The sequence below is a fragment of the Chromobacterium sp. Beijing genome, assembly GCF_021496765.1.
Classification (GTDB): domain Bacteria; phylum Pseudomonadota; class Gammaproteobacteria; order Burkholderiales; family Chromobacteriaceae; genus Chromobacterium.
In genome coordinates, this window is the sequence record NZ_CP053750.1 from 4,268,446 (window position 1) to 4,294,300 (window position 25,855).

Genomic DNA, 25,855 nt, shown 5'->3' on the forward strand with positions numbered 1-25,855 from the left:
GAATCAAGGAAATGACGCCAGCTTGCCCATTTTATGACGAAAGGGCAATGCTCAGCTTTGGCGCAATAGTGCCAACAGCGCCGCGCCGTCCAGCCGCGCGCTGAGATCGCCGCCGTCCAGCAGGCTGTCGGCCAGCTCGCGCTTGCTGGCGTGCAGCGCCACGATCTTTTCTTCTATGGTGTGCTGGGCCACCAGCCGGTACACCGTCACCGGCCGCTGCTGGCCCATGCGGTAGGCGCGGTCGCTGGCCTGGTCTTCCACCGCCGGGTTCCACCAGGGGTCGAGGTGGATCACGTAGTCGGCGGCGGTCAGGTTGAGGCCGGTGCCGCCGGCTTTCAGGCTGATCAGGAACACCTCGCCGTCGCCGGCCTGGAAGGTGTCCATGCGCGCCTTGCGTTGCGGGCCGGGCACCGCGCCGTCCAGGTATTGGTAGCGTATGCCTTGCTCGTCCATCCAGCGGCGGACGATGGCGAGGTGATCGACGAACTGGCTGAACACCAGCGCCTTGTGGCCGTTGTCCAGCAGTTCCAGCATCAGTTCGCGGAACAATGCCTGCTTGGCGGAGGGCAAGGCGCTGTCCGGCTGGGTCAGCGTGGGGTGGCAGCAGAAGCGGCGCAGCCGGGTCAGTTCGGCCAGCACTTGCATCGCGCCGCCCTCGGCCTCGCCCGGCTGGCCCAGCTTGTCCAGCGCCTGCTGACGCATCGCCTCGTAGACTTCCATTTCCGCCTCGCTCAGCGGGACGGCGCGGGTGATGTCGGTGCGCGGCGGCAACTCTGTCAGCACCTGTTGCTTGGTGCGGCGCAGCAGATAGGGGCGGATCAGCGCCTTCAGCGCGTCGCGGGCGTCTTCGTCGCCGTCGGCGATGGGCTGGGCGAAGCGCTGCTGGAATTTGTCCTCGTTGCCCAGCAGGCCGGGCGCGACGAAGCGGAACAGGCTCCACAATTCGCCCAAATGGTTTTCCACCGGGGTGCCGCTGGCGGCCAGGCGGAAATCGGCGTAGAGCGCGTGGGCGGCCTGGGCGCGCTGGCTGGCTGCGTTCTTGATCGCCTGCGCCTCGTCCAGCACCACGCTGGCCCAGCGCACCTCGGCGAAGGTGTCGGCGTCGCGTTGCAGCAGGCCGTAGCTGGCCACCACCAGATCGCCGGGGCCGGCGCTGTCCAGCCGTCGTTGTTGCTGGTAGGGCCGCAGCCGCAGGCTGGGCGCGAAGCGGGCGGCCTCGGCCAGCCAGTTCAGCGCCACCGAGGTGGGCGCCACCACCAGCTGCGGGCCGAGCGCGGCGCGGCTGAGCAAGAGCGCCAGCGTCTGCACCGTCTTGCCCAGGCCCATATCGTCGGCCAGGCAGGCGCCGGCGCCCCAGTGGGCCAGCCGCGCCAGCCAGTTGTAGCCTTGCTGCTGGTAAGGCCGCAGCGTGGCGCGCAGGGTGTCCGGTATTTCGGGTTCGAAGCTTTGCAGCGATTGCAGCCGCCGCCATTGTTCATTCCAGCCCGCGTCGCCGTCGAAAGCGCCGGCCTCGGCCGCCAGTTCGCCCAGTCGCGGCGCGGCCAGCGGGCTCAGGCGCAGGCCGCCGGGCGCGGCGTGGTCGGCCAGCAGCGTCAGTTGGCGCAGCCGGGCGGCGAGGGAGTCGGACAGCGCCAGCCAATCGCCGTCGGACAGGCGCAGGTAGCGGCCGGGCTGGCCGGCCAGCGCTTCCAGCAGATGGCGCAGCGCCAGGATGTTGCCGTCGTCCAGCCTCAGTTCGCCGTCCACTTCCAGCCAGCCGCCCTTGCGCTTGGCGCTCAGTTTCAGCTGCGGCAGGCCGACGCCGGCGCGGATGCGCTGGCGCTGGCCGGACGGCCATTCGCATTGCAGGGTGTCCGCGTCCAGCGTCTGCAGTTCGGCCAGCAGGTCCAAGGCCGCCTGCTGGCCGTCCAGCACCCATTCGTCGCCGTCGCGGTGCGCGGCGGCCAGCGTCGGGCAGGCGGCGTGGACCTGGCGCTGGCGGGCGCGCTCGGCGGGAAGGTCGCGCTTGAGCTGCAGCGCGACGCCGTCCACACTCACCACCAGGCCGGGCGCGCCGCGGCCGGGCGCGTACAGCGCGCTGGCCGGGTGCGGGCGCACTTTCAGCTGCAGGCGCAGGCCGGCCTCGTCCAGCCGCAGCAGCGCGCGCAAGGTGACGTCGGCCGGTTGGCTGGGCAGGCTGTCGTCGAAGCTGGCGCTGACGTCGTGCAAGGGCAGCTCCGGCGCGATGTCGCGGATGGCGTCCAGCACTTTCTTGCGGGCGTGCCAGGGCAGGCTCAGGCTGTGGCCGAGCAGGGCGGCGATCTGGCGCACCTCCTCGTCCAGCCGGTAGACCGCGAGACGGTCCGGCGCCAGCTTGCGCCACAGCACGCCGGCGCAGGCGGCGATGCCGGGCGGGCTCAGCCGCAGGGAGATCTGTTCGCCCTGGCGCTCCAGTTCCAGCGCCACTTGGCCGGCCTCCACCCGCAGCGGCTGTTCCGGCGCGTCGGCCCAGTACAGCGCCGGGTGGCCGACCAGCAGCGGCAGCGCGGCCAGCGCGTCCAGCGCCGCGTGGCCGTCGGCGGCGATGTCGGCCTGCAAGGCGGCCAGCGCGCGCAGGATCAGCCGGTCCTGGCCGCTGAGCCAGTCCAGGCCGTCCTGTTCCGCCAGCAGTCTGGTGAGCGGCAGGCGCCGGCCGCGGCCGTAGCCGTCGGGGCCTCGCGTTTGCTCGCAGGGCTGCAGTTCGACGCCGGAGGCTTCGACGCGCAGCCGCCAGGCCAGGCGGGTGGGGGGAGTGTGCATGCGGGAAGGCGCCGCCGCGCGGAGGCGGCGGCGTTCAGGCTTAGACGCGGCTCAGCGCGCGGGCTGCGGCGGCCAGGGTCTGCTCGATGATGTCGTCGCTGTGGGCGCTGGAGACGAAGCCGGCTTCGTAGGCGGACGGCGCCAGGTAGACGCCTTCGTCCAGCATCGCGTGGAAGAAGCGCTTAAAGCGTTCGATGTCGCAGCGGGTGGCTTCGGCGTAGGACTTGGGCGCGTGCTCGCTGAAGTAGAAGCCGAACATGCCGCCCACGCTGTCGCTGCTCATGGTCACGCCGGCCGCGCGCGCGGCGTCGGCCAGGCCCTGGGCCAGACGCGCGGTGCGGCGGCCCAGCTCTGCGTGGAAGCCCGGCTGCTGGATCAGCTTGAGGGTGGCGAGGCCGGCGGCCACCGACAGCGGATTGCCGGACAGGGTGCCGGCCTGGTAGACGTTGCCCAGCGGCGCGATGCAGGCCATGATGTCGGCGCGGCCGCCAAAGGCCGCCAGCGGCATGCCGCCGCCCACCACCTTGCCCAGCGTGGTCAGGTCCGGCTTGACGCCGTGCAGGCCCTGGGCGCAGTTCAGCGCCACGCGGAAACCGGTCATCACTTCGTCGTAGATCAGCACCGCGCCGTGTTGTTCGGTCAGGCTGCGCAGCGCCTGGACGAACTCGGCCGAAGGCTGGATCAAATTCATATTGCCGGCGATCGGTTCCAGGATCACGCAGGCGATCTGGCCGCCGATTTCGCGGAAGGTCTTGTCCAGCTGTTCGACGTCGTTGTACTGCAGCACCAGGGTGTGCTTGGTGCAGTCGGCCGGCACGCCGCCGGAGGACGGGTTGCCGAAGGTGAGCAGGCCGGAGCCGGCCTTGACCAGCAGGCTGTCGGAGTGGCCGTGGTAGCAGCCTTCGAATTTGACGATGAGGTCGCGGCCGGTGAAACCGCGCGCTAGGCGGATCGCCGACATGGTGGCCTCGGTGCCGGAGGAGACCAGGCGCACTTGCTCGACCGAGGGCAGCAGCTTGCGGATTTCCTCGGCGATCAGCACTTCGCCCTCGGTGGGCGCGCCGAAGGACAGGCCGCCGACGGCCGCTTCCTGCACCGCGCGCACCACGTCCGGATGGGCGTGGCCGACGATGGCCGGACCCCAGGAGCCTACATAGTCCAGATACTGTTTGTCGTCGGCGTCCCAGAAGTAGGCGCCTTCGGCGCGCTTGACGAAGCGCGGCGTGCCGCCGACCTGGCCGAAGGCGCGCACCGGCGAGTTGACGCCGCCGGGGATGGATTTCTTGCCACGTTCAAACAGTTCCAGATTGCGGGACATGTGCGTTTCCTTGTCGGGCGGCCGCGGCCGCGGGTGTGTTCGGATTGGGCGCGGGCGCTGGACCCGCCATTGGCCGCTATTTTAACCGAGGCTGGCGTGGGTGGGCTATGAGTGATATATGCTTTTGACCATGTCATTTTCGATAGAGAACGCGTCATGAAAAAAGCCGTATTTTTCTTATTGGATGAGTACGCCGAGTGGGAAAGCGCTTTTCTGTCCAGCCGGCTGGCGATGAGCAAGCAGTGGTCGGTGGCCACGGCCTCCTTGGAGCGGGGCGTGTGCAAATCCATGGGCGGTTTTACAACGGTTGTTGACTACGCTCTGATGGATATTCCCGGCGATACCGCGCTGTTGGTTTTAGTCGGCGGCAACGCCTGGAGCCTGGATAGCTCTGAGTTGAGGGAGAGGGTTGCCGCTTGCTTGGCAACAGGGGTTGTCGTGGCGGCAATCTGCGGCGCGGTGGATTTTTTGGCGCGGAACGGCTTGTTGAATGATTATCGCCACACCGGCAATGCTCAGCATTTGTGGGCGGAATATCCGGAATATCGCCATCACGCGGGCTTTATCGCAGCGCAAACGGTGCGGGATAGAAACCTGATCACAGCGAATGGAACCGCGGCCATGGAGTTTTCGGAAAGCGTATTAAAATCTTTGCACGCGGGTGATTCGGCGGAAATAGAGATGGAGCATAAGTTATTTAAAATGGGCTACCATGATTACGTTCTGCAATATGGCAACCCATTCGCATAGCCTTGATCCGAGCCATCGCTAATCTATGGCGTCAGGCCGGCAAGACTACCAGCGGCTATAGGGGTTCTTGGACAGATAGGCGTTGGTGTAGCGGCCGTCCTCGGTGACTTCCTCGCCTATCCAGGCCGGCTGGTCGAATGAGGTGCTTTCATCCGGCAGCTCGATTTCGGCCAAGACCAGGCCGGCGTTGTCGCCGAAAAATTCGTCCACTTCCCAGATGAAGCCGCCGTGCTCGATGCGGTGGCGCAGCTTGTCCACCACCATCGGGCACATCGCTCCCATGATGGTTTGCGCGTCGGCCAGCGGCACCGGGTATTCGAACTCGTGGCGGCTGACGTTGCTGATATTGCTTTTCAACGTCAGCCAGGCCTGATCTCCGACCACGCGCACGCGCACGGTGCGTTCCTTTTCCACCGACAGATAACCCTGGCGGTATTGCACGCCTGGGGCCAGGCCGCGCCAGGCGTCGCCTACGACGATGAAGCGGCGTTCGATTTCCACTGCCATTTTATACCTACTCCAGCCAGTTCAACGCTGTATCGCCGCAGTGCAGCGGACATTGAACAGCTTCTAATGGGCGATCTGTTCGCCCTTGGGTTTACCGCAGGCTTCCGCCCGCGGCGAGATCTGCAGATACAGCGACAGGCTGCTTTGCTGAGAGACTACGCCGCTGCTCTGGCCGTAAGGCGTGGCGCGTTGCGGCCAGCTCCCCACCAATTCCGGCTGGGCGCCGATCAGGGTCTGGGCGCTGACCACGCGTTTGCCGTCCTGGTCGCTCCAGCTGGCGTTGGCGTTCAGCAAGGGCTTGTGCTGGGCGCGCGCCGCGGAGACGGTGCCGCCGATGCTGAGCAGGGCGTCGCCGACCTCCCGCTGGCCGGAAAAAGCGCCCTTGGCGTCCACGCACATCGGCAGCCGCAGCAGCTCCGCGCCGTCGCGGCGCAGCGTGGCCACCACTTCCGGCGGCAGCGCCGGTTTGGGCGGCAGCGGGGTGGCGGCCCAGGCGGGCAGGCAGCCCAGCCACAATGCAATCCATTTGCGCATGCGATCCATCTCCTCAGAACGGTTTGACCACCACCAGAATCACCACCGCCAGCAATACCAGCACCGGCAGTTCGTTGAACACGCGGAACCAGGTATGGCTGCGGCGGTTGGTTTTGGCGGCGAAGTCGCGGTAGAGCTTGCCGCAACAGCCGTGGTAGCCGACCAAGAGCAGCACCAGGGTCAGTTTGGCGTGCAGCCAGCCGCCGCCGATGCCGAAGCCCAGCCACAGGCCAAGACCGGTGGCCAGCGCCAGCGCGGCCAGCGGGGTCATGAAGCGGTAGAGCTTGCGCGCCATCAGCAGCAGGCGCTGGTATTCGGCGTCCTGTTCCGCCAGCGCCAGATTGACATAGAGGCGCGGCAGGTAAAACAGCCCGGCGAACCAGGACACCACGAAAAAGATGTGAAAGGCTTTCAGGTAAAGGTAGCTCACGGTGTCCTTGTCTTTGTGGCGGGCGTCCATGGGCCGCGCAAACCGATGCAATTGCCCCATGGGTCCCGCAATTGGCAGATGCCCTGTTGCGCTTCTATCGCCAGCGGGCCGCGATACAAGGCGGCGCCCAGGCCGGTCAGCCGATGGATGTCGGCGTCCAGGTCGCCGCTGCGCCAATAGACGACGCTGCCGGCCGCGCCGGAGCCCACCTTGGCGTCGGCCCGCACGATTTCCAGCCGGACGCCCTGCCATTCCAGGCAGGCGAAGTCGAACTCGGGCAGGTCTACGGCTTGCGCCGCTGGAAAAGCCCGTTGATACCAGGCGAGTCCGGCGCGCCAATCGGCGACGTGAATCAGCACCGCGGCGATGGGCCCGGCTGCGCTCATGCGTTGGCCTCGTAGCGCTGTCTGACCGCCTTGGGCAGCTTGGCCAGCACCAGGCGCCGCGCGTCGGCGAGGCCGTCATGCAACTGCTCCAGGCTCAGCGCCTCCAGCGACGACACTTCTATCCAGCGCGCCCGCGCCAGATACGGCGCCGGCCGCACCCCGGGCAGGCCGCTGAGGACGAGAAAATCGTCGTCGGCCACCTTGTACATCACCGTGTCGTCGTTGAACAGGGCGAACATCTTGCTTTCCAGGCTGAGCACGCGCCGGGTTTCCCACTTGATGTCGAACTGGGCGCCCGGCAAGGCGCGGGCCTGGGCCAGCAGCGCGTCCATATCCTCTTTGCGCAAGGGCATGTTCAGCCTTTCTTCGCGGCCTGGTACAGCGGCATCACTTGCGGGATGCGCTGCTGCAGGTCGTGGATGCGGGTGGGGCCGGACGGGTGGGTGGACAGGAATTCCACGCCGCCGCCATTGCCGGCCGCCTGCATTTTGTTCCAGACGTTGACCGCGGCGTTGGGGTCGTAGCCGGCGCGCGCCATCAGTTCCAGGCCCATGATGTCGGCCTCGGATTCCATGGTGCGGCTGTTGGGCTTGGACAAGGCCACGTCGGCGGCCATCGCCGCCATGTCCAGCTGGTTCTGCCTGAGGCCGGCCACCGCGCCCACCAGCGACAGACCCACTTGCTGCGCGTAGGCCTGGCTCATGCTTTCGCGCGAGTGCTCGCGCAATGCGTGCGAGATTTCATGGCCGATGACGGCCGCCAGTTCGGCGTCGCTCAGCTTGAGCTTGGTGATCAGGCCGGAGTAGACCATGATCTTGCCGCCGGCCATCGCGTAGGCGTTGGGTTCGTCATTGCGCATCACATTGACTTCCCAACGCCATTTGGCCGCGTCGGGACGGAATACCGGCGCCTGGGCGATCAGGCGCTGGGAGATCTTGCGCACCCGCGCCGTCATCGCCGCGTCGGCGTTGAGCTGGCCGCCGGCGCGCGCCTTGCCCAGCTGCTGGGCATAGGATTTGGCCGACATCTGCTCCACTTCCTGGCTGGACAGCAGCATGGTTTGACCGCGGTTGACGCCGACGGCGCCGCCCTGGGTGGTGTTGACCTGAGCACAGCCGGCGAGGGCGGCGGCGACCAGCAGGCCGGCCAGGGTTTTGCTCCAGAAACTTTTCATTGCGGTATGGCCTCTTGAGCGCCGGACGCCGCCTGAACGGCGAGCTGCGGCGCGGCGGGAAATCGCGGCGGACGCGGGCGGCGCCGGCTCAGATTTCCACCATTTCGAAATCGTCTTTGCGCGCGTCGCAATCCGGGCAAGTCCAGTTGGGCGGAATGTCTTCCCACTTGGTGCCCGGCGGGATACCATCCTCCGGACGGCCGGCTTCCTCGTCGTAGATAAAGCCGCAGATCAGACACATCCAAGTACGCATCGCATCACCTTGTGATCGAGTAAAACAGTTATTCTAAGAGTGGTCCGCGACACTGACAATGCGCCCGCCGGCCGCTCCGCCCATATACAGAACGAAGAGGTTTCCGTCTTGACCACTCAGCCCACTCCTCCCGTGGTCCTTACCCTGGCGGGCTCGGACCCTTCCGGCGGCGCCGGCATCCAGGCCGACATTCTGACGCTGGCCAGCCTGGGATGCCATCCCTTGTCGGTGATCACCGCGATTACGGTGCAGGATACCGTCGGCATCAATGACTTTATGGTGCTGGACGCGGACTGGGTCAATGACCAGGCGCGTTTTCTGATGGAAGACATTCCGGTCACCGCTTTCAAGATCGGCATGCTGGGCAGCGTGGAGAACGTGGCGGTGGTGGCGCAGCTGATCGCGGACTACCCGGACATCCCGGTGGTGCTGGATCCGGTGCTGGCCAGCGGCGGCGGCCACGAGTTGGCCGACGAGGACCTGATCGCCGCGATGCGCGACATGCTGATTCCGCAGGTGTCCATCCTGACGCCCAACAGCATAGAAGCGCGGCGCATCGCCAGCAACGACGCCGACGAGGACGAAGATCTGACGCTGGAGCAGTGCGCGCAGCGCATCCTGGCGCTGGGCTGCCCGCACCTGCTGATCACCGGCACCCACGAAAACACCAAGGAAGTGGTCAACCAGCTGTACGGTCCCGGCGGTCTGGTGCGCTCCGACGCCTGGGAGCGTCTGCCGGGCAGTTACCACGGTTCCGGCTGCACGCTGGCCTCGGCCATCGCCGGCATGCTGGCCACCGGCCTGCTGTTGCCGGAAGCGGTGCGGGAGGCGCAGGAATACACCTACCAGGCCTTGCTGAACGGTTTCCGGCCCGGCATGGGCCAGTTCCTGCCGGATCGGATGTTCTGGGCGCGCGGCGACGATGAGGACGACGATGCCGGACAGGCTTAAGGGGCTGTACGCGATCACGCCGGACACCGAGGACAGCGCGCGGCTGCTGAGCCTGGCGCAGGCGGCGGCGCCGCACATCGACATCCTGCAATACCGCAACAAGAGCGAGGACGCGGTTTTGCGTCTGGAGCAGGCGCAGGCGTTGGCCGAGCTGTGCCGGCGCAAGGGCGTGGTCTTCATCGTCAACGACGATGTGGAGCTGGCGGCGCGCGTCGGGGCCGACGGCGTGCATCTGGGCCGCGACGACGCCGCCCTGAGCGCGGCGCGGCGGCGGCTGGGCGCCGGCGCGCTGATAGGCGCGTCTTGCTACGACAGCCTGGAGCGGGCGCGACGGGCGGCGGAGGCCGGCGCCAGCTACCTCGCCTTCGGCGCGGTGTTTCCGTCCGGCACCAAGCCGGACGCGGCGCGCGCGGGGCTGGGTCTGTTTTCCGAGGCGCGCAGCTTGGGCGCGCCCCTGGTGGCGATAGGCGGCATCCATGCCGGCAACGCCGGACAGGCGCTGGCGGCCGGCGCGGATGCGATCGCGGTGATAGGCGGCGTGTTCGGCGCGGCGGACCCGGCCGCCGCGGCCGGGGAACTGGCGGCGATATGCCGCCGGGGCGGCCGCTGAAAGCAAAACCGCCGCGCAGGGCGCGGCGGTTGGAGGATGCTCGGGTTCGGGTTTGGCGTCTGTTCGCGGTCTTAGGCCTGGCTGGGCCGCGAACTGCCGTCGATCAAGGCCTTGCTGACCTCGCCGGGCTTGATGATGCCGTGTTCCACGCTGTAGGCCAGCAGCTCCAACAGGTAGTCGTGACGGAAAATCAACGATCCTTCCCATTCGCTGCCTTGCTCGCCCTGGATGGCGGGCAGGGTGATGATCACGCGTTCGCCGTCTATCGTGTCCAGCGCGAAGGCCTCCACGTTTCTGGCGATTCCCGATAAGGATCTTGCAGAATGCTTGCCATAATTCAAGGCGCGTATGCTCATTGCTGACTCCTGTCGCATCATGGTTTCTCTTTGGCCCGCGTTGATCTTGAAATGGCCGCCGCTTCGCCGTCCTGGCGTCGCCTTGCGACGCCCGCCTGAGGCGGCGCGCAGGCGGGAGGCGCTTGGCGTTGCGCAAGGGCTGGATTTGGCGGCGTTTCAAGTTTTTTTATTGTCGAGCGGCCGGCATCCCGATAGTGCGTCGCGGCGTCGCGCTTGAGGCGCGAACCGGCGAGATGCGTCGGCCGCCCGGCTTCGCCGCGTGATGGGCCGGCGATATCGGCATGGGATGGCAGTCCGGCCGCGCGGTGTACCGCTCCAGGCTCAGAGCATAGCGTTTTTATGCTTATGGGGTAACTCCAGAAAAATGGAGAATACCCAGTTGGATATCACAGCTGTTTGGAACCGATCAGCCGGCTAAAAAGCGAGGTCGGCATTTTGCGGTGCATGCCGGCGGCAATCAGCGCATCGCATAATTCGGCGCGTCGTTGCGAGGGCAGGCCCAGTTTTTCGCAGATATAGTTTTTGCTCTTGATAATAGAATCCGCCACCCGGGTTTTGGGCTTGGGCCGATATTTGTTCATGAAGTCGGCGATTTGCTTGAAGTCCCAATTCAGCAGCATCAGGAAGCAGACTTCCTGTTCGTATTCCGTCAATTCCACGTCAAGCAGTTTCAATTCGCCCTGCACCTGTTCTATGCTGCAGCCGGCGCCGAATTCCAAAATGTAATTGGGCATCAGGTTGATGAAGTTGGCGATCTCGATTTCATGCGCGTAATAGATGGTGCCCAGGATGGAGCGCGTCGCCTCGTGCTTGAGCAGATGCTTGGAGAACACCCGCGCCTTGAGGCCGTCTCCGTATTCATGCACGTTGAGGATGGAGACCTTGCGTGTCGGATCGCAGGTTTGCATCAGCGCCAAGTCTTCCTGCACATAGCAATCGGCGAACTGGGCGGTGCCTTCGCAGGGCATTTCCTTGTCCAGACGGTCCACCACGTCGTCTCCGCGCTTGAGCGCCACGATTCTGGCGTAGGCGTCGCTGGACGCCAGATGACGGGAGTTGGCGTCTTTGGCGCCGACGATCATGTCGGTCTGGCCGGAGATCTGGGTGACGGATTGGCGGAACTGAGCCACGAATTCGCTTTGCTCTTCGGTGAAGCGTTCAGGGGAGACGAGCTGATAGTCCATAATGTGCGCCTGGTGCGGAGGTTGGTCATGTCGGGGTGCGCTGTCTTGGCCTCGCTGTCGCGTCGGCCGCCGTCCAATGGTTGCTGAGCGTTGGCGAGATGCTTGGAATGGCGTTGAAACCGGTTTTGAAACGCGGCGCGCCGTATGCGCGCGCGTTCCTAATGCCGCAACGCCGTGTCTCGCTCTTGTTCGCTAAGCTTTGAACAGGCTCTAAGCTGGGCACTTATAGATTTTTTGTTCCGATAGTGTCAATGCGAATGGCCGTTTGGCCTTGATTAACTGTACTAAAGGATTAAGGCGCACGGAGAAGGCGCATAAGGCGCGCAGGTTTGAAATAATAGCTCGCTTTTAATGTTTGTTTTGTCCGCTATTACGGTTTGTTAGGAATATCATGAAGGTGATTGATTGGCAGTTGGAACTTGAAAACGGCGTTTACGACAAGAGCGTGGGCATCAAGATTTTGAAATTGGCCGGCGACGCCGGCTTCAGCACGTATTTAACCGAAATCGCCCCCGGGGTGGCCATCAACGGCCATTATCATCGTCATGGCGACGAGCACTACCATATCGTCAGCGGCCGAGGCGAGATGAGGCTGGTGGATGTGGCCACCGGGGCGGCGCGCGCCCATGAGGTGGCGGAGCGGAGCTCCTTCGTGGTGCCGGCCAATACCCAGCATCAACTCAGCAATACCGGCGCCGCGCCGCTGGTGTTGATGTTCAGCTGTCCGGCCAGTCATCTGGCGGAGGATCGCCACTTTCTGTAGCCGCGTCGAAGCGGAACAGCCGGGCGGGCGTATCGTGAGTGATGCGTCGGCGGCGTTCCGCGTCCGGCAGCCACTGTTCCAACAGCTCCAGCATGCGGGCGTAGCGGATGGAGCCGAACTGAGTATGCGGCCAATCGCTGCCCCATAGCAGCCGCCCCGGCCCCAGCGCGCTGTCCAGCAGCGGCAGCGCGGCGCGGGCGATGTCCTCGCCGCGGCCGGCCAGGCCGTTGCGATAGGCCGCGGAAATCTTGACCCAGACGCGGCCGCTGGCCGCGCCGGCGTCCAGCATGCGGCGGAAGCCGGGATCGTCCACCCCCAAAGCGGGATGCGGCCGGCCGAAGTGATCGATGACCACCTTGACTCCGGCGTCCAGCAGCGGCGGCAGCAAGACCGGCCAATCCTGCGCCGCGCGGTGCACCTCCACTTGCCAGTCCAGGCTGGCGGCATGCGCCAGACAGCGGCGCCACGCCGGCGAGTGCAGGTCCGGCAGCGGCCGGCCGATCAGATTCAGCCGCAGGCCGACGACGCCGGCGTCGTCCATCGCGCGCATGGCCGGCAGCGGACAGTCCGGCTCGATCACCGCGATGCCGCGCAGCCGCCCCTCGCTCTCGCGCAGCCCCTGCAATAAATAGCGGTTGTCCGTGCCCAGAAAGCTGGGCTGCACCAGGACGCCGCCGGCGATGCCGAACTGATCCAGCTGAGCCAGATAGGCTTGCAAGGGGGCGTCCCGGTACGGCTTGTAGCGCAGCGGGGCGGTGCCTATCAGCTGACGCAGAAAGATGTGGGCGTGCCCGTCTATCATCGGCGCCGGGTTCAGCCGCAGGCCTGACAGGCGCCGCCGCGCACGGCGCCCAGGTCCAGCGCCGCGTCGATGTCGGCGGCGTCCAGCACTTGATGCCGGATGCTGTGGGACAAGAGGGCGAGCAGGTAGTCGCGCCGGAAAATCGGCGAGCCCTCCCATTCGCTGCCGGCCGTGCCCAGGATGATGGGCGAGGTGATGATGACCCGCTCGCCCTGGATGGTGTCCAGGGCGAACTCGTCATCGGTGATCTGGTTGGCGATTTCGTCTAATGCCATGGTGACCTCACAATTTCGATGAAATGGCGCGTCCGCCGTTCAGGCCGAGGCGCGGGCGTCGCGGGCTTCCGGTCCGCGCGGGTCCGGCAGCGTGTCGTTCAGCGGCTTGCCCTTGGTTTCCGGCAGGCAGAACACGGCCAGCGCGACGATGGCGTAAGCCATCGCGGCGCTGACGCCGATGGAGGCGCCCAGGGTCCAGCTGTCGCTCAGATAGCCGACCAGCAAGGGAAAGCCGGCGGACAGGATGCGGCCGAAGTTGTAGCAGAAGCCCACGCCGGCGCCGCGCATGCCGCTGGGGTAGAGCTCGTTGAACAACGCGCCCAGGCTGGAGGGAATGCCGGCGGCGAAGAAGCCCAGCGGAAAGCCCAGGAACAGCATCAGCGGATTGCTCAGCGGCGCGAACACGTAGATCAGCACCGTGGCCACGCAACAGACGGAGAACAGCAGCAGGTTGAGACGGCGGCCGATGCGGTCCAGCAGGTAGGCGCTGGCCATGCAGCCGCACCAAAAGGCGACGATGATCACCGCCAGATAGCCGCTGGTGCCGAGAATGGACAAGTGGCGCTCGGTCTTGAGGAACATCGGCAGCCAGGTCATCAGCGCGGCGTAGCCGCCGTGCGCGCCGACGCCGATCAAGGAGCCGATCAGGGTCATGCGCAGCACGTCGGGTTTGAAGATGTCCAGCAGCGGCACCGCGGGCGCGGCCTGGCGCTCGCGGCGCGGCGGTTCCGGAATGTGGCGGCGGATATAGATGATGAAGAAGGCCGGCAGGATGCCGATGCCGAACATCACGCGCCAGGCGATTTCCGCCGGGAACAGCAGGAAGATCGCCGAGTACAGCAGCACCGACGCGCCCCAGCCCACCGCCCAGGCGCTTTGCACCGAGGCCATCGCCTTGCCGCGGTGTTCCGGCCGGATGATCTCCGCCATCAGGACCGCGCCGGCGGCCCACTCGCCGCCGAAGCCGAAGCCCTGCAGCGCCTTGAACACCAGCAATTGCTCATAGTTTTGGGCGAAGCCGGACAGCAGGGTGAACAGCGAGAACCAGACGATGGTGATTTGCAGCGCCAGCACCCGGCCGACGCGGTCCGACACCGCGCCCATGATCCAGCCGCCCAGCGCCGAGGCCACCAGGGTCACGCTGCCTATCATCCCGGCTTCCGCCTTGCTCAGGCTGAAGGCGGCGATCAGCGCCGGGATGGCCAGGCTGAACATCTGCACGTCCAGCGCGTCCAGCGCCCAGCCGCCGAAACAGCCCCAGAAGGTCTTGCGTTCGCCCGGCGAAACCTGCTTATACCAATGCAACATGATGCTGCCCTTTATGGTTCTTGCTTGTTGTCGATGCGTCGCCGCGCGCCGCTGCCACGGCGCGGGCGGCGCGGAATCAGCGGATGTCCGCCTGATAGCGGAATTTATCGGCGCGGCCGCGCACGCTGCGCCATTCCAGCGGGCTGCCGTCATAGGCCTTGGCCAGCCGCTCCAGCACGATGGCCGGGGTGCCGGGCGCGAGTTGCAGCAGTTCCGCGTGCGGCGAGGCGATGGCTTCCGCGGTCAGGATTTCACGCGCGGAGGCCACCACCTGATGACAGCAGTCCTCGTACAGCGGATAGAGCAGGTCGCCGAAGCTGTGCAGCGGAATGGCCAGCAGCGCCTGGAAACGCGTCGCCGGCAGCCAGATGGACTCGGCCAGCAAGGGCTCGCGGTCCAGATAGCGCAAGCGGGTCAGGTGGATGGCCTGTGCGCCCGGCGATAGCTGCAGGCTGTCGGCGATGGCCGGCGGCGGCGTCAATTGTTCGCGGTGCAGGATTTTCGCTTCCGGGATGCGGTAATTGCCCGCCGCGTCGTGAAAGCGGAAAAAGCGCAGCAGCGAGGATTGGAAGTTGGCCGGTTTGATGAAGGTGCCCTTGCCTTGGCGGCGTTCCACCATCTCGTCGGCCACCAATTGATCCACCGCCTTGCGGATGGTGCCGATGGAGGTGTGGAAGCGTCCCACCAGCTCCGCCTCGGTGGGAATCGCTTCGCCGGGCTTCCATACCCGGTTGGCGATGTCGCGCGCCAAAGCGTCGCGCACTTGCTGGTACAGAGGCAGGCGGAGGTCCGCCTGACGCATGTCGGTCATATGGTCATATATATGAATTAATTCGATGGCCGCAACGATGACAAATTAATGAACGTCAAACAAGAGCTAAAACGTTTTATCAGGGCCGATCTGTACTAAAGGACGGTGTTTTGCGCGGGGACGCGCGGGCGGGAACGGCGGGGGCAGCGTACAGGCCCGGCGGAGCCGGGCCTGAGAGCCTGTTTACGATCTGCTGCGCGTCGGCGATACGGCGTTGAAAATGGTTTCGAAATGCTCATGTACCGTCTGTACACTCCGCTTTCTCAACCGTTTTCGCCTTGTTCCGCCTTAGCTCGCGAGATCGTAAACACGTTCTGAGAGCCTGCTTACGGCAGTCCGGCGGCCATGTCTTTACGGCATGGCCGGCCGGCGAGAGGGCGAGCGGAAATCAGATGCGGGCGGCCAGGCGCGAGCCTTGATCGATCGCCCGTTTGGCGTCCAGTTCGGCCGCCACGTCGGCGCCGCCGATCAAATGCACGCTCTTGCCGGCGGCCTGCAGGGGCGCCTGCAGCTCGCGCAGCGGATCCTGGCCGGCGCAGATGATCACATTGTCCACCGGCAGCAGCTGAGCCTCGCCTTTGACCGTGATGTGCAGGCCGGCGTCGTCGATCTTGTCGTAGCTGACGCCGGACAGCATGCGCACCCGCTTCATCTGCAGGCTGGCGCGGTGAATCCAGCCCGTGGTCTTGCCCAGGCTTTCGCCCACCTTGCTGGTTTTGCGCTGCAAGAGGTAGACCTCGCGCGGGCTGGGGTGCGGTTGCGGGCCTTGCGGACTGAGGCCGCCCGGATGCTCCACCGCCATGTCCACGCCCCATTCGTGCATGAAGGCGGCGGTGTCCAGCGAGCTGGACTTGCCTTCGTGGGTCAGGAATTCCGCGGTGTCGAAGCCGATGCCGCCGGCGCCGATGATGGCGACGCGCTTGCCAACCGCCTTGCCGTGCTTGAGCACGTCCAGGTAGTTGAGCACCTTGGGATGCTCCACGCCGGGAATCTCCGGCGTGCGCGGCGCGATGCCGGTGGCCAGCACCACTTCGTCGAAGCCGGCCAGGTCCGCCGCGGCCACTCGAGTGTTCAGCCGCTGCTCCACCCCGGTTTGTTCCAGCTTGCGCTTGAAGTAACGCAGGGTTTCGTAGAACTCCTCCTTGCCGGGAATGCGCTTGGCCACGTTGAACTGGCCGCCGATTTCCGCCGCGGCGTCGAACAAGGTCACTTGATGGCCGCGCTCCGCCGCCACCGTGGCGAAGGCCAGGCCGGCCGGGCCGGCGCCGACCACGGCCAGCTTCTTGGCCTGGGCAGTTTTTTCGTAGTTCAGTTCGGTCTCGCGGCAGGCGCGCGGATTGACCAGGCAGCTGGTCAGCTTGCCCTGGAAGATGTGGTCCAGACAGGCCTGGTTGCAGCCGATACAGGTGTTGATCTCGTCGCCGCGGCCGGCGGCGGCCTTGTTGACGAAGTCCGGATCGGCCAGGAAGGGGCGCGCCATGGACACCATGTCGGCGCAGCCGCCGGCCAGGATTTCTTCGGCCACTTCCGGGGTGTTGATGCGGTTGGTGGTGATCAGCGGAATCTTCACCTTGCCCATCAGCTTCTTGGTGACCCAGGCGAAGCCGCCGCGCGGCACCATGGTGGCGATGGTGGGCACCCGCGCCTCGTGCCAGCCTATGCCGGTATTGATCAGCGTGGCGCCGGCCTTCTCGATCTCTCCGGCCAGATGCGCCACCTCATCCCAGGAACTGCCGTCCTGCACCAGGTCCAGCATGGACAGCCGGTAGATGATGATGAAATCGCTGCCCACCGCGGCGCGCACCGCTTTCACGGTTTCAATGGCGAAGCGGATGCGGTTTTCAAAGCTTCCGCCCCAGTCGTCGCTGCGCTTATTGGTGGCGCGGGCGATGAACTGGTTGATCAGATAGCCTTCCGAGCCCATCACCTCCACGCCGTCGTAGCCGGCCTGCTGCGCCAGCCGCGCGCAGCGGGCGAAGTCGGCGATGGTTTGCCAGACGTCGGCGTCGGATAGCTCGCGCGGCTTGTAGAAGTTGATCGGCGCGATCAGCGGCGAGGCGGACACGCATTTTTCCTGGAAGCTGTAGCGGCCGGAGTGCAGGATTTGCAGCGCGATCTTGCCGCCGGCTGCGTGCACCGCGTCGGTGACCAGCTTGTGGTGCGGCACTTCGGCCTCGTCGGCCAGCATGGACGCGCCTTCGGCGACACAGCCCTCCGGATTGGGGCCGACGCCGCCGGTGACGATCAAGCCCACGCCGCCGCGGGCGCGCTCGGCGTAAAAGGCCGCCATTTTCTCAAAGCCTTGCGGGGCTTCTTCCAGGCCGGTGTGCATCGAGCCCATCAGCACGCGGTTTTTCAGCGTGGTGAAGCCCAGGTCCAGCGGGGCCAACAGGTGCGGGTATGCCGTCATGTTTTCGTCCTCGTGTAGATTTCTCGCGCAGATCATTGTGGCCGCGGCCGCCGTCCGGCGCCAGCGCGGCGGGCAAGTGTTTGATTGCTTGGGCTTGCCGGTGTTGGCGTTGAAGATACTTACTAGTAAGTAAGGTGTCAATCGGCCTTGAGGCCAAGCTTGCCGCGGGAGAAGGCCAATATGAAAAAAGCCACCGCGAAGGGTGGCTTTCATTTCCAGGCCGATAGGGCTTAGAAGTTGTATTTCAGCGAGTAGATGACGGCGTTTTCGTTGCCGGCCACGCCCAGCTTGTTGACGGCGTAGCGGTACTGCAGACCGGCGGTCATGGATTTGACCGGGGTCCACCACAGGCCGATGGCGCCGTTCTGGCCGGTGCGGCGTTCGCTTACGCCGTTCGGGGTGGCCAGGGTGGTGTATTCCTTGGCGCGGTCGAATTCGGTTTCGTGCCACTGGGTCACCGAGAACGGCTGGCCGAAGGCGGTAAAGTCGAAACCGGCGACATAACCGGCCATATAGCCGTTCATATTGGCGCCAACGCCATATTTCAGTTCCTGGTGGAAGCCGAGGAAAGGCTTGAACCAGACTTTGCCGAAGCTAAGGTCGGTGCCCAGGCCCACTACGCGGTTCTGGTCAAAGAAATTGTGGCCGCGGGTATCGTATACGTGGGTGTACAGCTTGACCGGCACGCCGCCGACTTCAGCTAGGTTGAAACGCGCAACTACCTTGGTGGTGTAGCGACGATCGCCTGCCGGCATTTCCTTGTCGTTGCGGTTCCAGTTCTCCAGATCGAAGAAGCCGTAAACATCGCCCCAGGAACGGCCGATGCCGCCTTCGGCTTCCAGGTATTGGAAGTTGCGCTTGGCGCCGAACGGGCCGGCTTGCGTGCGATCCAAGGTGCTCGGCGACCAGTTCAACTGGTTGAAGCTGACATTGCCGAAGGAGTAATCACCGGCTTGCGCCAGGGTACAGCCGCCCACCAGAGCCAGGGCCAGCAGCAGATTGCGAGTTTTCATTGTTTCACCAGAATATTGTGCGTGTAGCGTGTAGTGCGCGCGGACAGACCTGTCGGCGCGGGCGCAGACTAGCTCAGAAATATTCGTTTGCAAAGTATTTACAATGCGCCTGTCGCATTTTTGTCATTTTATGTAAATGCGATGTATTTTGAGCTATAGATATTTTGAATGAAACATTAAATGTTGTGGAACTACAGTTTTTTGCTACAAAAATGCGCGTCCGGCCAGCCGTAACGCCTTAAATCCACCTTGCCGGCCGCGCTCAATTCCACCCCGTCCTCTTCCAGCAGCAAGCGCTGCCAGTCGGCCTGCTCGCTGCCCGGCCGCGAGATGCGCCCTCCGGCGCCCAGCACCCGAAACCAGGGCACGCTGAGGCCTTCCGGCAAATGGCTGAGCAAACGGCCGACGTGGCGCGAATGGCGCGGATAGCCGGCCTGTTCCGCCAGGGCGCCGTAAGTGGTGACCCGGCCCGGCGGCAGCGCCAGCAGCAGCGCGATCACCTTGCGTTCAAATTCGGGAGGCATCGCGGCTCAGCGGTAGCGAGGGTTGGCCACATAGGGGTTGCTGCGCTTTTCCTCGCCCAAGGTGGTCAAAGGGCCGTGGCCCGGCACCACCGTGGTGTCGTCCGGCAGCAGGAACAGCTTTTGCTGGATGGCGTCGATCAGTTGCTGGTGATTGCCCATTGGAAAGTCGGTGCGGCCGATCGAGCCCTGGAACAGCACGTCGCCGGCGATCAGCAGCCGCGCGCTTGGGCTGTGAAACACCACATGGCCGGGGGTGTGGCCGGGGCAATGGATCACGTTCAGGCTTTCCTCGCCCACGCTGACAGTGTCGCCTTCCTCCAGCCAGCGGTCCGGCGTCAGCGCCTCGCTGCGCGGAAAGCCGAACATATGGCCTTGCTGCGGCAGTTGATCCAGCCAGAAGCTTTCCGCGCGCTGCGGGCCTTCTATCTTGACGCCCAGTTGCTCGGCCAGGCGCGCGGCGCCGCCGGCGTGGTCGATATGGCCGTGGGTCAGCAGCAGTTTTTCCACCGTCAGGTTCTGGCGGGCGGTCCAGTCGGCGATGCGTTCGATATCGCCGCCGGCGTCCACCACCGCGGCGCGGCCGCTGGCGCCGCACCACAGGATGGAACAGTTCTGGGCAAACGGCGTGACCGGAATCACGTGGAAATGCAGGGACATGGCGCGCTCGATTCAATGCAATGCGGCATTGTGGCACGAGTCGGCGGGCAAGAGGAGGGCGGGCCGTCGCGGCCCGGGCCGGTGCAGAGCCTGTTCAACGCTCCTGCCTCACTCTCCCGCCGACGCGCGGCACATTTTGAGCAGGCTCTCAGTCCTTGCGGCCGTCCCAGGACAGCTTGCCCGCGCCGTGGGCGAACACCATCAGCAGGCCGCCGGCCATGGCCAGGTTCTTGGTCAGCTGGATCATTTGCTGGCTATTGCCCGGTTCCCAGTGGAAGAGCAGCGCCGAGGCGACCGAGAAACCGGCCAGCAGCAAGGCCACCCAGCGCGCTTGCACGCCCAGCGCCAAGGCCAGACCGCCGCCGATTTCCAAAGCGATCACCAGCGGCAGCAAGAAGCCGGGCACGCCCATCGCGGCCATATAACCCTGGGTGGCAGCGTAGCCGGCGCCGAGTTTGCCTATCCCGGCCAGGATGAAGACCTGAGCCAACAGCACGCGGGCAAGCAATGTGATCCATTTGTCCATCTTGCGTTCTCCTGCCGGCGCGCCGGCCTTGATTGATGACGCCGGCCGCGGAGGGCGGCCGGCCATGAACGGACTATACGGGCCGGGACGGCGCGGAAAAAGCGCAAAAAACCGCAAGAGTCGATCAAAAAATCCGACCAAGCCGCGGCTACAGCTTGAATTTTCCAATCAGGGAATCCAGCTCCTCGCCCAGGCGCGCCAACAAAGTGGTGGCCTGCTGCGCCTGGCTGATGGATTCGTCGGTTTGCAGCAACATGCCGTGAATGTTTTCAATGTGGCGGGCGATTTCCTGGCTGGCGCTGGACTGTTCGGAGGTGGAGGCGGCGATGTCGCCCACGGATTCCACCACTTGCTGGGCGTGGCCGCTGATCTGCTGGATCGATTGCGCCGATTCCTCGGCCAGCTTCACCCCCTGGTCCACCTGGCGCAGCGCGCCGTCCATGCTGTCGGAGGCCTTGGTGGTGTCCTGCTGCATGGTCTGGATCACGCCGGAGATTTCCAGCGTGGCCTGAGCGGTGCGCTCGGCCAGCTTGCGCACTTCGTCCGCCACCACCGCGAAGCCGCGGCCCATCTCGCCGGCGCGCGCCGCCTCGATCGCCGCGTTCAGCGCCAAGAGATTGGTCTGGTCGGCGATGTCGCGGATCACCGACACGATGCCGCTGATCTGGTCCGAGCGTTGCTGCATGCCGCTCAGCACCTCGGCCAGCTCGCGCACCGTCTGCGAAATGCGGCCGATCTCGCGCACGGTGGCGTCGACATTGGCCGAAGCCTCGCTGGACAGCGTATCGGCCTCGCGCGCGCGCTGCTCCGCCACTCGCGCCGATTCCGCGATGTGGCTGACGCTGACCGACAACTGCTCCACGCTGGCGGCGGTGGCGTTGGCGGCCTCGGACTGGCGCGCCGAGCTGCCGCGGATCTGATCCACGTCGCCGGACAACTGGCGCACAGAACCCAGCACATCGCCGGCGTGGCGGCGCACGTCCAGCATCATCGTGCGCAGCGAGCCGGTGAAGGTATTGAAGGCGCCGGCGGCCAGGCCGATCTCGTCGCGGCTGGCGATGGGTAGCGCCCGGGTCAGATCGCCGCTGCCGGAGGCCAGCTCGCTCATCGCCGATTGCAGCCGGCCCAGCGGGCGCAGCAACTGGCTGAGCGTGGCGCCCAGCAGCAACAGGATCAGCGCCAGAATGCCCAGGCTGATCAAGGCCGACTGCCAGCTGGCCGCGCGCACCGGCGCGAATGCCTCGCTCAAAGGGATGGAAATGCGTACCGCCCACGGCATGCCGGCCTCGCCCACGGTGATGGGCATGATGAAGTGGCGGAAGCCGTCGTCGCTGTCGTACTCCGCCGGCTGGCCGCCCTTGATCGCCGTCTTGGCCGCCGCCGGCAGACCGGCGTCCGCCTTGCCGTTGAGCGCCGGGTCGCGGCCGGCCAGCTGCACGCCGCTATTGGAATACAAACTCATGAAGCCGCTCTGATAAGGCTTGACCTTGGCGGCCAGCTCCTGCAAATGACCGAGCGCGATATCGCAGCCGGCCACGCCCAAGACCTTGCCGTTGCTCGACAGGGGAAAGGAAATGGTGCCCATCAGGATCTTGATGTCGGGATCGACGTAAGGCTCGGTCAGCATCGGCTTGCCGGTCTTGCGCGGCTCGGTGTAGTAGGCGCTGTCGTCCACGCCCTCGCCGCCCCACACCACGTCGATCTTGCCGCTCTTGCGATACCAGTACACGCCGCTGCGGCCGGTCTTGTCGTTGTGCTCCTTGCCGGCCAGCTCCGCATCGCGGCCGTCCAGCGCGTTGGGCTCCCAGATCGCCCAATAGCCGACCGCGTCCGGATTATTGGGCAACTGGCCTTTGACGATGTCGGATATCAGCTGGCGGGCGTTGGGCGGCAGATTGTGCTTCACCGCCACCGCGGATTCAGCCACCACCTGGGCCGAATCGTAAGTCTTGCCCAGCAAGCGTTGCACCTGGCCGGCCTCGCTTTCGGCCAACAGCTTGGCGTTGTCCAGCACCGCCTTCTCCGCGCTCTGATAACTGGCGTAGATATTGACGCCGGCCAGCACGCAAAAACCGATCAGGATCAGCAGGCCGGAACTGGCCAGAATCTTGCCCTTGATGGTGGTGATCATGGTTGTCCCCATCGCTTCATATGTGTTCTTCCCCAAAAGCCGTTGCGAGCGGACGCCGGTTCCCGGCCCGGTTATTATGGTGTGGGCCCGCCGGCGGCATCGGTTTCCAACGGCATGCCGCCATTTGTATTAAATAGCTTAAATGGGGTAAAGGGAAATTTTGCAATCGGCGGGACGGCGCGCCATCTTCCGGCGCGCCGCGGCGAGACAGGGGGAATCGAAGCATGTCGATGGAAGCATGCACCCGCCCGGACCATGCCGAGCGCCCGGCGGAGGCCGCGCGGCGGCTGGTGCTGGCGCGCTTGGAACAAGTGGAGGCGAGCCACGGCGTGCGCATCCTTTACGCGGCCGAAGGCGGCAGCCGCTGCTGGGGCTACGCCGCGCCGGACAGCGATTACGATGTGCGCTTCGTCTATCTGCATCCGGAAGCGTGGTACGAGACCGGTGACCGGCGCGACGTGATCGAGCTGCCGCTGGCCGACGGGCTGGACATCAGCGGCTGGGAGCTGCGCAAGGCGCTGCGGCTGAGCCTGGGAGGCAACGCCGCGCTGCTGGAGTGGCTGGCCTCGCCGCAGGTCTACCGCCAGCACCCGGCGGCCTGCCGGGTCTTGCGGGATCTGGGGCCGGAGCACTTCGCCGGCGAGGCGGCCTATTGGCATTATCTGTCCGTAGCGCGCAAGAACTACCGCGGCCGCAAGCTCGAGCAACAACTGCGACTGAAAAAATACCTGTACGTGCTGCGGCCCTTGCTGGCGGCGCAATGGGTGAAGACGCGGCGCGGCATGCCGCCGCTGGCGCTGGCGGAATTGGTCGCTGGGACTTTGGACGATGTCCGGCTGCGCGATGAGCTGGCCGGCCTGCTGGCCTTGAAAACCGCCGGCGGCGCGCCGGAGTACGGCCCGGCCACGCCGGGCCTGCAAGACTATATCGATGGGGCCATGCGGGATTACGAGGCCGCGGCGCGCCCGAGCCGCTACAGCGACTGGGCGCGGGCGGACGCATTGCTGGAGCAAGTACGCCTGGCCTGCGGCGTTTGAACAGGCGGAGGCCTTGGTTTCAACAGCCCGTTTCTGAAGGCGCCATCCGTCCGACAAACCTCCTGCCCTAGGGTGGGCGGAGCCCGGCGATGCCTACGCGGAAACGCGATGGGACCGATGCTTGGATCTTGGCGGCGGGGTTTGGTGGGTATCGCCTGCGGCTCCACCCACCCTACAAGACCATCCGCCGTAGGGTGGGTGGAGCGCAGCGATGCCTACGCGGCAACGAGATGGGATCGATTCTTGGGCCTTGGTGACGGGGTTTGGTGGGTATCACCTCTCGGCTCCACCCACCCTACAAGCCCATCCACCGTAGGGTGGGTGGAGCGCAGCGATACCCACGCGGAAACGCGATGGAATCGATGCTTGGGTCTTGGCGGCGGGGTTTGGTGGGTATCGCCTTTCGGCTCCACCCACCCTACAAGCCCATCCACCGTAGGGTGGGTGGGGCGCAGCGGTACCCGCCGCAAGACGCTTAGCGGTTTCGCAGGCGGATGCGGCGGAAGCGCGCTTCCAGGCTGAAGCGCTGTCCCAGCGCCAGATAGATCTGGTGTTGGCTATCGACATGGCGGTAAACCCGGACCCGGTCGGCGCCCAGCAGCATCATGATTTCCAGATAGTTGAAGAAACCCATCCACTGGCCGCGACCGTCGCGGTCGTCAAAATCGATGTCGCGCGCCACGCGGCTGAGCAGGCCTTTGCCGACGTATTCCCGGTTGTCCTTCAGCCATTGCAATAGGTGAGCCGCGCATTCGCGGCCGTAGGCGTGGTCGGCGAGGAGGTCCTTGCTGGGCGTGGGCATTTGCCAGTAATGCGGGTAGGTGCGGCCGGGGCAGAAGCGGACGAAGGGGAGCAGGGCTTCCTGTTGTCCCAGAGCGTTCAATTTGTAGCGGCGGCGCGGGGGAAAGTTTTGAGGGTGTTGCATGGTGTTTCTCCTGCTGTGACACAAGATAAACCACCTGCCGGGGAAGACTGAAGTATTGGGCAGGCGCGAAGCAGGATTGGCGTACCGGAAACGATAAAACCGGCGAGTGCATAGCACTCTCCCACCACGAGCCTGCCCTTTAGGGCGCTGCTATGGTGTGCGCGGCGGTAGGATCACCGCCGCTTTTTTTATCGTTTAACGGGACGCCAATCCCGTGTGCCGCATGTGGGCGGCAACGGGGGGATTGTTGCCGACCGGGTGCGGAGGGTCAAGGCATGGAGGCAAGGCTTGCGCCGGATGCGGTGGCCTCCGCGAAATTGTCCTTGTAATTCAATTGTTTCCCTAACCGGCTTTAAAAGCCCCGCAGCGGGCCTTGAGGCATCATAGGCCAATGACCCGCATATCCGACATCTCCTCCTTGCACTGGCAGCCGGCCTTGCAGGCCCGCGATCAGGCATCCCCCGCTGACATCGTCGAAAACCTCGACGACATCCATCAGGCCTTGCGCATCATCTTGGGCACGCCCAAGGGCAGCGATCCGCTGCGGCCGGAGTTTGGCAGCGATTTGTTCCGTTACCTGGACTACCCGGTGGATCGGGCCCGGCCGCATGTGGTGCGCGAGGCGGTTGAGGCGATCAGCCACCCCTTGTACGGCGAACCGCGCGTCGCCGTGGCGCGAGTGTTTTACAGCGTGGGCGGCAACGGCGACGCGCGGCTCAGCGTGCAATGGCGGCTGGCCGACGGTGTGATCCGCGAAACCGAGTTGCGGCTATGAGCGCGGCGGCTACGGGCAGCGGAACCGTGCCCAATATTTTGGCCAAGGACGAACGCTTCGGCCAACTGGCGCAGCTCACCACCCGCTTGGGCGACGCCGATCTGAGCACCTTGCTGGTCTATCTGGTGGATCAGGTGGACGCCGGCTGGCTGCCGGCGCTGGCCGAGCAATTCCATGTCGCCGGCGACGAGGGCTGGCGGCTGAGCCAGGGCGAGCGCCAGCGGCGCGAGCTGATCAAACAGTCCATCCACCTGCACCGCAGCAAGGGCACGCGCTGGTCCTTGCAACAGGTGCTGGCCACGCTGGCCTTGTCCGGCCAGATCAGCGAATGGTTCGAATACGGCGGCAAGCCTTATCACTTCAAAATCCAAATCGACCTGGCCGCCCGCGGCATAGACGCCGCCACACTGGCGGCGCTGGAGGCGATGATCAACGAGTACAAGAACGCCCGCTCGGTGCTGGAGCGGCTGGCGCTGGTGTTGAGCAACCGCAGTGCCGTTCCGGTGCTGGCGCTGGCCACTCAAGTGGGCGAGCTGGCCACGGTCTACCCGTTCCAGCCCGAATCACTGCAACAGCGCGCCAGTTTGAACGTGGCGCTGGCGCACGCCAGCGTCGAGACGGTCACGCTTTATCCCGCAGCATGAGACCCCTTGAATCTTTTCCAGGA

The 25,855-nt window shown here is 65.3% G+C and carries 29 protein-coding genes; 7 read left to right on the forward strand and 22 right to left on the reverse strand.

Annotated features, from left to right (window positions below):
• Nucleotides 1-51: 51 nt before the first annotated feature.
• On the reverse strand, nt 52-2,778 hold the full coding sequence (locus HQN78_RS19840) for a DEAD/DEAH box helicase (RefSeq protein ID WP_235085746.1): 2,727 nt from the start codon (nt 2,776-2,778) through the stop codon (nt 52-54).
• Between the two features lie 40 nt (nt 2,779-2,818).
• Complete coding sequence (gene hemL / locus HQN78_RS19845; protein WP_107801193.1) at nt 2,819-4,096, reverse strand: glutamate-1-semialdehyde 2,1-aminomutase; 1,278 nt, start codon at nt 4,094-4,096, stop codon at nt 2,819-2,821.
• Nucleotides 4,097-4,252: 156 nt separating this feature from the next.
• On the opposite strand from hemL, the gene HQN78_RS19850 reads away from it, so the two are divergent.
• The gene (locus tag HQN78_RS19850) at nt 4,253-4,846 is read left to right on the forward strand and encodes a DJ-1/PfpI family protein (RefSeq protein WP_235085749.1); all 594 of its coding nucleotides are present in this window, start codon (nt 4,253-4,255) and stop codon (nt 4,844-4,846) included.
• Nucleotides 4,847-4,891: 45 nt separating this feature from the next.
• Here the strand turns inward: HQN78_RS19850 and HQN78_RS19855 are convergent, their stop codons facing one another.
• From HQN78_RS19855 to HQN78_RS19885, 7 genes are all read right to left on the reverse strand, one after another.
• On the reverse strand, nt 4,892-5,353 hold the full coding sequence (locus tag HQN78_RS19855; RefSeq protein ID WP_166450475.1) for a CYTH domain-containing protein: 462 nt from the start codon (nt 5,351-5,353) through the stop codon (nt 4,892-4,894).
• A gap of 63 nt (nt 5,354-5,416) precedes the next feature.
• Nucleotides 5,417-5,887, reverse strand: coding sequence for a hypothetical protein (locus tag HQN78_RS19860; protein ID WP_235085752.1), 471 nt, complete (start codon nt 5,885-5,887; stop codon nt 5,417-5,419).
• 13 nt (nt 5,888-5,900) lie between these two features.
• Complete coding sequence (locus HQN78_RS19865) at nt 5,901-6,317, reverse strand: CopD family protein (RefSeq protein WP_107802058.1); 417 nt, start codon at nt 6,315-6,317, stop codon at nt 5,901-5,903.
• A complete protein-coding gene (locus tag HQN78_RS19870; RefSeq protein WP_235085754.1) occupies nt 6,314-6,703 on the reverse strand; it encodes a hypothetical protein in 390 nt (129 codons plus the stop codon). Before HQN78_RS19870 ends, HQN78_RS19865 begins: the two co-directional genes overlap by 4 nt.
• Nucleotides 6,700-7,056, reverse strand: coding sequence for an MmcQ/YjbR family DNA-binding protein (locus HQN78_RS19875; RefSeq protein WP_235085757.1), 357 nt, complete (start codon nt 7,054-7,056; stop codon nt 6,700-6,702). The genes HQN78_RS19870 and HQN78_RS19875 overlap by 4 nt, the downstream gene beginning before the upstream one ends.
• Before the next feature lie 2 nt (nt 7,057-7,058).
• Nucleotides 7,059-7,877 (reverse strand): M48 family metallopeptidase, encoded by an 819-nt coding sequence (locus HQN78_RS19880; RefSeq protein ID WP_227105698.1) that lies wholly within the window; start codon nt 7,875-7,877, stop codon nt 7,059-7,061.
• 88 nt (nt 7,878-7,965) lie between these two features.
• Nucleotides 7,966-8,130 (reverse strand): rubredoxin, encoded by a 165-nt coding sequence (locus HQN78_RS19885; RefSeq protein WP_039756174.1) that lies wholly within the window; start codon nt 8,128-8,130, stop codon nt 7,966-7,968.
• Between the two features lie 108 nt (nt 8,131-8,238).
• On the opposite strand from HQN78_RS19885, the gene thiD reads away from it, so the two are divergent.
• Together thiD and thiE are read left to right on the forward strand one after the other, a co-directional pair.
• Complete coding sequence (gene thiD / locus HQN78_RS19890; protein WP_227105696.1) at nt 8,239-9,081, forward strand: bifunctional hydroxymethylpyrimidine kinase/phosphomethylpyrimidine kinase; 843 nt, start codon at nt 8,239-8,241, stop codon at nt 9,079-9,081.
• Nucleotides 9,065-9,691 carry a thiamine phosphate synthase gene (thiE, locus tag HQN78_RS19895; protein ID WP_107801186.1) on the forward strand — a complete coding sequence of 209 codons (627 nt, stop codon included), beginning with the start codon at nt 9,065-9,067 and terminating at the stop codon, nt 9,689-9,691. Before thiD ends, thiE begins: the two co-directional genes overlap by 17 nt.
• A gap of 71 nt (nt 9,692-9,762) precedes the next feature.
• Here the strand turns inward: thiE and HQN78_RS19900 are convergent, their stop codons facing one another.
• A complete protein-coding gene (locus HQN78_RS19900; protein WP_235085761.1) occupies nt 9,763-10,047 on the reverse strand; it encodes a hypothetical protein in 285 nt (94 codons plus the stop codon).
• 386 nt (nt 10,048-10,433) lie between these two features.
• Entirely contained in the window at nt 10,434-11,231 is a 798-nt protein-coding gene (locus HQN78_RS19905; RefSeq protein ID WP_107801184.1) for a hypothetical protein, read from the reverse strand.
• A gap of 391 nt (nt 11,232-11,622) precedes the next feature.
• Between HQN78_RS19905 and HQN78_RS19910 the strand changes: the two genes are divergently transcribed.
• A complete protein-coding gene (locus HQN78_RS19910; RefSeq protein ID WP_107801183.1) occupies nt 11,623-11,994 on the forward strand; it encodes a cupin domain-containing protein in 372 nt (123 codons plus the stop codon).
• Here the strand turns inward: HQN78_RS19910 and HQN78_RS19915 are convergent.
• The 10 genes from HQN78_RS19915 to HQN78_RS19960 all read right to left on the reverse strand — a co-directional run bounded on the left by HQN78_RS19915 (nt 11,948) and on the right by HQN78_RS19960 (nt 22,451).
• Nucleotides 11,948-12,796 (reverse strand): amidohydrolase, encoded by an 849-nt coding sequence (locus HQN78_RS19915; protein WP_235085763.1) that lies wholly within the window; start codon nt 12,794-12,796, stop codon nt 11,948-11,950. The two genes, HQN78_RS19910 and HQN78_RS19915, sit on opposite strands and share 47 nt — an antisense overlap.
• 11 nt (nt 12,797-12,807) lie before the next feature.
• Nucleotides 12,808-13,071, reverse strand: a complete 264-nt coding sequence (locus HQN78_RS19920; protein WP_235085766.1) for a hypothetical protein — start codon at nt 13,069-13,071, stop codon at nt 12,808-12,810.
• A gap of 39 nt (nt 13,072-13,110) precedes the next feature.
• Nucleotides 13,111-14,379 (reverse strand): MFS transporter, encoded by a 1,269-nt coding sequence (locus tag HQN78_RS19925; RefSeq protein ID WP_235085768.1) that lies wholly within the window; start codon nt 14,377-14,379, stop codon nt 13,111-13,113.
• 76 nt (nt 14,380-14,455) lie between these two features.
• Complete coding sequence (locus tag HQN78_RS19930; protein ID WP_235085771.1) at nt 14,456-15,190, reverse strand: GntR family transcriptional regulator; 735 nt, start codon at nt 15,188-15,190, stop codon at nt 14,456-14,458.
• A gap of 388 nt (nt 15,191-15,578) precedes the next feature.
• The gene (locus HQN78_RS19935; RefSeq protein ID WP_235085773.1) at nt 15,579-17,600 is read right to left on the reverse strand and encodes an NADPH-dependent 2,4-dienoyl-CoA reductase; all 2,022 of its coding nucleotides are present in this window, start codon (nt 17,598-17,600) and stop codon (nt 15,579-15,581) included.
• A gap of 230 nt (nt 17,601-17,830) precedes the next feature.
• Nucleotides 17,831-18,613 carry an outer membrane protein OmpK gene (locus tag HQN78_RS19940; RefSeq protein WP_227105685.1) on the reverse strand — a complete coding sequence of 261 codons (783 nt, stop codon included), beginning with the start codon at nt 18,611-18,613 and terminating at the stop codon, nt 17,831-17,833.
• A gap of 191 nt (nt 18,614-18,804) precedes the next feature.
• Nucleotides 18,805-19,137, reverse strand: coding sequence for an MGMT family protein (locus tag HQN78_RS19945; protein WP_227105683.1), 333 nt, complete (start codon nt 19,135-19,137; stop codon nt 18,805-18,807).
• 6 nt (nt 19,138-19,143) lie between these two features.
• Nucleotides 19,144-19,794, reverse strand: a complete 651-nt coding sequence (locus HQN78_RS19950) for an MBL fold metallo-hydrolase (RefSeq protein ID WP_235085776.1) — start codon at nt 19,792-19,794, stop codon at nt 19,144-19,146.
• Nucleotides 19,795-19,942: 148 nt separating this feature from the next.
• Nucleotides 19,943-20,320 carry a DoxX family protein gene (locus HQN78_RS19955; protein ID WP_235085778.1) on the reverse strand — a complete coding sequence of 126 codons (378 nt, stop codon included), beginning with the start codon at nt 20,318-20,320 and terminating at the stop codon, nt 19,943-19,945.
• A gap of 148 nt (nt 20,321-20,468) precedes the next feature.
• Nucleotides 20,469-22,451 carry a methyl-accepting chemotaxis protein gene (locus HQN78_RS19960; protein ID WP_158274386.1) on the reverse strand — a complete coding sequence of 661 codons (1,983 nt, stop codon included), beginning with the start codon at nt 22,449-22,451 and terminating at the stop codon, nt 20,469-20,471.
• Nucleotides 22,452-22,675: 224 nt separating this feature from the next.
• On the opposite strand from HQN78_RS19960, the gene HQN78_RS19965 reads away from it, so the two are divergent.
• The gene (locus tag HQN78_RS19965) at nt 22,676-23,488 is read left to right on the forward strand and encodes a nucleotidyltransferase domain-containing protein (RefSeq protein WP_235085780.1); all 813 of its coding nucleotides are present in this window, start codon (nt 22,676-22,678) and stop codon (nt 23,486-23,488) included.
• A gap of 475 nt (nt 23,489-23,963) precedes the next feature.
• Here HQN78_RS19965 and HQN78_RS19970 read toward each other — a convergent pair whose 3' ends face one another.
• Nucleotides 23,964-24,413, reverse strand: a complete 450-nt coding sequence (locus tag HQN78_RS19970; protein WP_235085782.1) for a hypothetical protein — start codon at nt 24,411-24,413, stop codon at nt 23,964-23,966.
• Between the two features lie 391 nt (nt 24,414-24,804).
• Here HQN78_RS19970 and HQN78_RS19975 point away from each other — a divergent pair, with 391 nt between their 5' ends.
• Both HQN78_RS19975 and HQN78_RS19980 read left to right on the forward strand, forming a co-directional pair.
• Complete coding sequence (locus tag HQN78_RS19975) at nt 24,805-25,188, forward strand: GPW/gp25 family protein (protein WP_107801567.1); 384 nt, start codon at nt 24,805-24,807, stop codon at nt 25,186-25,188.
• A 26-nt stretch (nt 25,189-25,214) separates the two neighbouring features.
• A complete protein-coding gene (locus HQN78_RS19980) occupies nt 25,215-25,832 on the forward strand; it encodes a phage tail protein I (RefSeq protein WP_235085784.1) in 618 nt (205 codons plus the stop codon).
• Nucleotides 25,833-25,855 lie beyond the last annotated feature (23 nt).

Excerpts from the sequence above, each read along its gene's own strand:
- HQN78_RS19900 (WP_235085761.1), bottom strand. The coding sequence starts at position 10,047 with ATGAGCATACGCGCCTTGAATTATGGCAAGCATTCTGCAAGATCCTTA.
- HQN78_RS19915 (WP_235085763.1), bottom strand. The coding sequence starts at position 12,796 with ATGATAGACGGGCACGCCCACATCTTTCTGCGTCAGCTGATAGGCACC.
- HQN78_RS19860 (WP_235085752.1), bottom strand. The coding sequence starts at position 5,887 with ATGCGCAAATGGATTGCATTGTGGCTGGGCTGCCTGCCCGCCTGGGCC.
- HQN78_RS19950 (WP_235085776.1), bottom strand. The coding sequence starts at position 19,794 with ATGTCCCTGCATTTCCACGTGATTCCGGTCACGCCGTTTGCCCAGAAC.
- HQN78_RS19925 (WP_235085768.1), bottom strand. The coding sequence starts at position 14,379 with ATGTTGCATTGGTATAAGCAGGTTTCGCCGGGCGAACGCAAGACCTTC.
- thiE (WP_107801186.1), top strand. The coding sequence starts at position 9,065 with ATGCCGGACAGGCTTAAGGGGCTGTACGCGATCACGCCGGACACCGAG.
- HQN78_RS19920 (WP_235085766.1), bottom strand. The coding sequence starts at position 13,071 with ATGGCATTAGACGAAATCGCCAACCAGATCACCGATGACGAGTTCGCC.
- HQN78_RS19935 (WP_235085773.1), bottom strand. The coding sequence starts at position 17,600 with ATGACGGCATACCCGCACCTGTTGGCCCCGCTGGACCTGGGCTTCACC.
- HQN78_RS19910 (WP_107801183.1), top strand. The coding sequence starts at position 11,623 with ATGAAGGTGATTGATTGGCAGTTGGAACTTGAAAACGGCGTTTACGAC.
- HQN78_RS19850 (WP_235085749.1), top strand. The coding sequence starts at position 4,253 with ATGAAAAAAGCCGTATTTTTCTTATTGGATGAGTACGCCGAGTGGGAA.
- HQN78_RS19875 (WP_235085757.1), bottom strand. The coding sequence starts at position 7,056 with ATGCCCTTGCGCAAAGAGGATATGGACGCGCTGCTGGCCCAGGCCCGC.
- HQN78_RS19945 (WP_227105683.1), bottom strand. The coding sequence starts at position 19,137 with ATGCCTCCCGAATTTGAACGCAAGGTGATCGCGCTGCTGCTGGCGCTG.
- HQN78_RS19880 (WP_227105698.1), bottom strand. The coding sequence starts at position 7,877 with ATGAAAAGTTTCTGGAGCAAAACCCTGGCCGGCCTGCTGGTCGCCGCC.
- HQN78_RS19905 (WP_107801184.1), bottom strand. The coding sequence starts at position 11,231 with ATGGACTATCAGCTCGTCTCCCCTGAACGCTTCACCGAAGAGCAAAGC.
- HQN78_RS19855 (WP_166450475.1), bottom strand. The coding sequence starts at position 5,353 with ATGGCAGTGGAAATCGAACGCCGCTTCATCGTCGTAGGCGACGCCTGG.
- HQN78_RS19930 (WP_235085771.1), bottom strand. The coding sequence starts at position 15,190 with ATGACCGACATGCGTCAGGCGGACCTCCGCCTGCCTCTGTACCAGCAA.
- HQN78_RS19970 (WP_235085782.1), bottom strand. The coding sequence starts at position 24,413 with ATGCAACACCCTCAAAACTTTCCCCCGCGCCGCCGCTACAAATTGAAC.
- HQN78_RS19885 (WP_039756174.1), bottom strand. The coding sequence starts at position 8,130 with ATGCGTACTTGGATGTGTCTGATCTGCGGCTTTATCTACGACGAGGAA.
- HQN78_RS19870 (WP_235085754.1), bottom strand. The coding sequence starts at position 6,703 with ATGAGCGCAGCCGGGCCCATCGCCGCGGTGCTGATTCACGTCGCCGAT.
- HQN78_RS19975 (WP_107801567.1), top strand. The coding sequence starts at position 24,805 with ATGACCCGCATATCCGACATCTCCTCCTTGCACTGGCAGCCGGCCTTG.
- HQN78_RS19960 (WP_158274386.1), bottom strand. The coding sequence starts at position 22,451 with ATGATCACCACCATCAAGGGCAAGATTCTGGCCAGTTCCGGCCTGCTG.
- HQN78_RS19965 (WP_235085780.1), top strand. The coding sequence starts at position 22,676 with ATGTCGATGGAAGCATGCACCCGCCCGGACCATGCCGAGCGCCCGGCG.
- HQN78_RS19940 (WP_227105685.1), bottom strand. The coding sequence starts at position 18,613 with ATGAAAACTCGCAATCTGCTGCTGGCCCTGGCTCTGGTGGGCGGCTGT.
- HQN78_RS19840 (WP_235085746.1), bottom strand. The coding sequence starts at position 2,778 with ATGCACACTCCCCCCACCCGCCTGGCCTGGCGGCTGCGCGTCGAAGCC.
- hemL (WP_107801193.1), bottom strand. The coding sequence starts at position 4,096 with ATGTCCCGCAATCTGGAACTGTTTGAACGTGGCAAGAAATCCATCCCC.
- HQN78_RS19955 (WP_235085778.1), bottom strand. The coding sequence starts at position 20,320 with ATGGACAAATGGATCACATTGCTTGCCCGCGTGCTGTTGGCTCAGGTC.